Source organism: Streptomyces millisiae, assembly GCF_031845425.1.
GTDB classification, from domain to species: domain Bacteria; phylum Actinomycetota; class Actinomycetes; order Streptomycetales; family Streptomycetaceae; genus Streptomyces; species Streptomyces millisiae.
In genome coordinates this window covers 1-4,917 of record NZ_JAVREM010000143.1, presented here as the reverse complement: position 1 = coordinate 4,917, position 4,917 = coordinate 1, and the positions used below count along the sequence as shown (strand labels likewise).

General features: G+C 74.2%; 3 protein-coding genes. 1 reads left to right on the top strand and 2 read right to left on the bottom strand.

Going from position 1 to position 4,917, the window contains the following annotated elements; all coding sequences use genetic code 11:
* Positions 1 to 153: 153 nt before the first annotated feature.
* Together RNC47_RS35800 and RNC47_RS35795 are read right to left on the bottom strand one after the other, a co-directional pair.
* Positions 154 to 3,138, bottom strand: coding sequence for a helix-turn-helix transcriptional regulator (locus tag RNC47_RS35800; protein ID WP_311605007.1), 2,985 nt, complete (start codon positions 3,136 to 3,138; stop codon positions 154 to 156).
* 47 nt (positions 3,139 to 3,185) lie between these two features.
* Entirely contained in the window at positions 3,186 to 3,392 is a 207-nt protein-coding gene (locus RNC47_RS35795; RefSeq protein WP_311605006.1) for a hypothetical protein, read from the bottom strand.
* Positions 3,393 to 3,845: 453 nt separating this feature from the next.
* Here RNC47_RS35795 and RNC47_RS35790 point away from each other — a divergent pair.
* The coding region (locus RNC47_RS35790; RefSeq protein WP_311605005.1) for an endo-1,4-beta-xylanase at positions 3,846 to 4,917 on the top strand (1,072 nt) is incomplete at its 3' end.

Genomic DNA, 4,917 nt, shown 5'->3' with positions numbered 1-4,917 from the left:
GTCGCCCTAGGCGCAGTGTGCGCGGGCCGGGCCCGTGGCGGCTACGCCGCCAGGCCACGCGGCCCCGCCGCGCTACGACCCGCCCGAAGGGCGGGCGGGTGGGCGCGGCACCGCGCGGCTGCGGGTGGGCGGCCACACGCCAAGCGCGGAGCGTCAGGTGCCGACCAGGCCGAGGCGGTGGGCCAGGGCGGCGGCCTGGCCGCGGCCGGTGACGTCGAGTTTGGCCAGGATGTTGGAGACGTGCACGCTCGCCGTCTTGGGTGAGATGAACAGCTCCTCGGCTATCTGCCGGTTGGTGCGGCCGGCGGCGACCAGCGCGAGGACGTCGAGTTCGCGGCGGGTCAGGCCGAAGGAGTCCGGCTGGTCGAGGTCGTCGTCCGGGGTCAGGGGGAGCCGGCCGCGCTGGGCGAGGCGCTCGGCCTCGGTGAGCAGCGGGCCGGCGCCGAGGCGCTGGGCCGTGGCGTGTGCCTCGGCCAGCCGCTCGGCGGCGGCCTCGCGCTCGCCCTCGGCGAGCAGCGTCTCGGCCCAGCGCAGCGCGATCCGCGCCCGCTCCCGGGGGCGGGTGAGGCCGTCGAAAGCGGCGGCGGCCGCCGCCCAGTCGGCCGGGCGGGCCGTGCCCTCGGCGCGCCGCAGCTCCGCCTCGACCAGCAGCGCGTAGGCGCGCCACACGGGGTAGGACCGCGGCAGCGAGGCCGCGCACGCCCGGATCCTGGATATCGCCGCCGGCTGCCCGGGCTCGGCCGCCGGCACCCCGCGGGCCTCCGACTCGGCGACGGCGGCGGCGTCCAGCATCGGCCAGGTGTAGCGGCCGACGCCGGGGGCGAGGTCGACGGCCAGGGTCTCGGCGAGCAGTCGGCGGGCGTCCAGGATCCGGCCCTGCTGGGCGGCGAAGCCGATGCGCGCCTGCGCGGCCGGGTGGGCGTACTGCGGGGCGGAGACGTCGAAGGTGTTGTAGTGCTCGGTCATCCGGGTCAGCTCCGCCTCCGCCGTCTCCAGGTCGCCCCTGGCGACGGCGAGGAGGGCCATCCGCTTGGCGGCGAGCGCGTGGGAGACGGGTGTCTGCGCGGTGCGCCGCGACTCGCGGACGGCGATCTCGCACTCGGCCCAGCGGCCGAGCGAGAACAGCGAGTCGGCGCGGTTCCCGTGGAGCCAGGACTCGGTGTCCCGCAGCCCGTAGCGGTAGGCGATCGGCACGCCCCGGTCGGCGTCCGCGACGGCCTCCTCGGAGCGGCCGATGCCCTCCAGCAGCGACACCAGGTTCACGAGGCTGCGCTTGAAGACGCTGACCAGCTCGGTCTCCTCGGCCCGCCGGGCGGCGTCCCGCAGCACGGCGACGGCGGCGTCCCCGTCGCCGCCCTCGGCCAGCAGGCCGCCCCTGCTGATCAACGCGTTCAGCTCGGACTCCTCGTCGCCCACCTGCCGGGACAGCTCGACGGCCTGGTCGGCGACGGCCACGCCCTCGGGGCGCGGGTCGAACACGGTCCGCCAGCCGGCGGCCTCCGTCATCACGTGCGCGTGCACCCGCGAGGGCGGGAAGCCGGCCAGCAACTCCTGCGCCGTGGCGAGCTCGGACCAGCCGTCGCTCCGGGCCAGGTTCCGCATCAGCCGGGACTTCTGCGTCCAGAACCAGGCGGCGCGCAGCGGGTGGCTCCGCTCGTTCATGTGGCGCAGGGCCCGGTTGACCACCGTGAGTCCGCGCTCGGGATCGCCGGCCCGGCGGGCCGTGACGGCCATCTCGGCCAGCAGGTCGAGGAAGCTCAGCTCCTCGTCGTCGCAGTCGCACAGCGGGTAGGACTCGACGCCCTCGGCGAGCGGCAGCCGCCTGCGGACCTCGGCCGGCGCGTCGTCCCAGACCTCGAGCGCGCGCTCCAGCAGGTGCAGCTGCTCCGCGTAGGCGTGGCGGCAGCGGGCCGCGGCGGCGGCGCTCAGCGTGGCGGGCAGCGCCCTGGCCGCGTCCCGCGCGTGGTACCAGTAGCTGGCGAGCCTGGCCGGCCGCTCGTCGGCCCGCACCAGGTCGGGGTCGGCCTCCAGGGCCTCCGCGTATCTGCGGCTGAGCCGGGACCGCTCACCCGGCAGCAGGTCGTCGTCGACGGCCTCGCGGACCAGGGCGTGCCGGAAGCCGTAGCTGTCGTCCTCGTCGGCGCGCAGGATGCTGGCGCCGACCGCGGTGCGCAGCGCCTCGATCAGCTCGTCCTCGCCGAGCCCGGTGACGGCGCGCAGCAGCGCGTGCTCCACCTTGGAGCCGCCCTCGGCGAGCGTGCGGACGACGCGCTGCGCCGACTCGGGCAGGGCCTCGACCCGGACCAGCAGCAGGTCGCGCACGGAGTCGCTGAGGATGCTCCCTCCTCCGCAGTCGCTCGCGGTGGCCAGCTCCTCGACGAAGAACGCGTTGCCGTCCGAGCGCTGGTAGACCTGGTCGAGCTCGCGCTCGGAGGGCGCGCTGCCCCGGATGCCGGCGAGCTGGCCGCGCACCTCCTCGCGGGTGAAGCGGGCGAGCTCGACGCGCAGCACGGTGCGCTGCCGGTCGAGCTCGGCCAGGAAGGGGCGCAGCGGGTGGCGGCGGTGGATGTCGTCCGAGCGGTAGGTGGCGAGGAGCAGCACCCGGCAGCGCTGGAGCGAGCGGAAGAGGTAGCCGAGCAGGCCGCGGGTCGAGCGGTCGGACCAGTGCAGGTCCTCGATGACCAGCACCAGGGTGCGGTCGGCGGCGAGGGTCTCCAGCAGCCGGGCGGTGAGCTCGAAGAGCCGGGCCCGCTCGTCCTCGTCGCGCCCGGCCCTGGCCGCCGCGGTGGGGCCGCCGAGCTCGGGGAGCAGCCGGCCGAGCTCGCCGCCGAACCCGGCGGCGGCCTCGGCGAGCTCCTCGCCGAGCTGGCGGTTGAGGCCGCGCAGCACGGTGGAGACGGGGGCGAAGGGCAGGCCCTCCACGCCGACCTCGACGCAGGCCCCCTCGGCCGTGACGGCGCCCGCCGCCCTGGCCTCGGCGAGGAACTCGGCGAGCAGGCGGCTCTTGCCGACCCCGGCCTCACCGCCGATCAGCACCGCCTGGGGCGCGCCGGCCGTGGCCGAGGCGAGCGCCTCGGCCAGGGTGGCCCGCTCGGGGGCGCGGCCGACGAAGACGGGGCTGACGGTTCTGATGTGCATGTTGGGCAGGATCGCACACACGTCTGACACTCGGCGGGGCATGTGCGTCATGCCCGGGCGCTCCGGCGCAGGCCGAGCAGCCGGCCCCGCGCCCCGTCCCGTTGACTCACCCGCCCCTCGGGCTCGTGTTCCTCGGAGGCGGCGCTCCGCCGGGCGGCCGCGCCCCGCCGTGCCTCGTTGGCCAGGCGCTCCCTGGCCGCCTCCCGGTGCAGCTCGTCGATCCTGGTCTGGACGGCGTGCAACTCGTGGTACATCGGGTTCTCCCTCGGTGTGGTGTCGCTCGTTCGCGATGACTCCACACTCCTCGCCAAGGAGGGGCCGCCACATCGGGCACCTTGCGGAAGTCGGCGGCCCTGTAGGTCCTTAGACGCCGACGCCCGGGGTGCGGGGGGCCTTAGGCGTCCCGGCGGCCGACGTGGCACCCTTCCGGACCGAACACCGATAATTTTCGGTGAGCCATTCGCCCACCGCCTGACCTGCGGCGGATCGTCGAACGCGCTTCACCCCAGGTCATAAGTGATCTACAGCCCCAGCAGGGGCGCGATTCCACCCGGAAAAATTCCGGAAGAATCCGTTGACGGGGTGCCCTGACGGGCGCATACTCCCGTTCGATCGTTGCCTCACGCCATGGCGCCGTCGCTCTCCGGGACTCGAGCGCGGCTCCTGCAGCCGCGGCAGTACACCCATCCATCGACCGAGGGGTAGCAATGATCAGCCCGTCCTCAGGCACCTCAGGCACCTTAGGCAGCTCGTGGTCACGCGCCCGCCGCGCGCTGGTGGTGGCCACCGCCGGCCTCCTCGCGGCGGCCGGCCTCATCGCCCTGCCGAACACCGCCGACGCCGCCACCACGCTGGGCGCCTCGGCGGCCGAGCGCGGCCGCTACTTCGGCACCGCGGTGGCCGCCAACCGCCTCGGTGAGGCCGCCTACGCGTCCACGCTGAACACCGAGTTCAACAGCGTCACGGCCGAGAACGAGATGAAGTGGGACGCCACCGAGCCCAACCGCAACTCGTTCACCTTCGGCGCCGCCGACCAGATCGTGAACCACGCTCGGTCCCGTGGCATGCGGGTCCGCGGCCACACCCTGGTCTGGCACTCGCAGCTGCCCGGCTGGGTCGGCGGACTGAACGCCAACGACCTCAGGGCCGCGATGAACAACCACATCAACCAGGTGATGGGCCGCTACCGGGGCCAGATCCACTCCTGGGACGTGGTCAACGAGGCGTTCCAGGACGGCAACAGCGGCGCCCGGCGCAGCTCGCCCTTCCAGGACCGGCTCGGCAACGGCTTCATCGAGGAGGCGTTCCGCACCGCCAGGGCCGCCGACCCGAACGCCAAGCTCTGCTACAACGACTACAACACCGACGGCATCAACGCGAAGAGCAACGCGGTCTACAACATGGTCCGCGACTTCCGGGCACGCGGCGTGCCAATCGACTGCGTCGGCTTCCAGTCGCACTTCAACAGCGCCTCCCCGGTGCCGGCCGACTTCCAGGCCAACCTCCAGCGCTTCGCCGACCTAGGCGTCGAGGTGCAGATCACCGAACTGGACATCGCCGGCTCCGGCACCGCCCAGGCCAACAGCTACTCCCGGGTGGTGAACGCCTGCCTGGCCGTCTCCCGCTGCACCGGCATCACGGTGTGGGGCGTCACGGACAAGTACTCCTGGCGGGCCAGCGACACCCCGCTGCTGTTCGACGGCAACTACAACAAGAAGCCGGCGTACACGGCGGTGCTGAACGCGCTCAACGCCTCGGGCGGGGGCGGCGGCGGGGGCG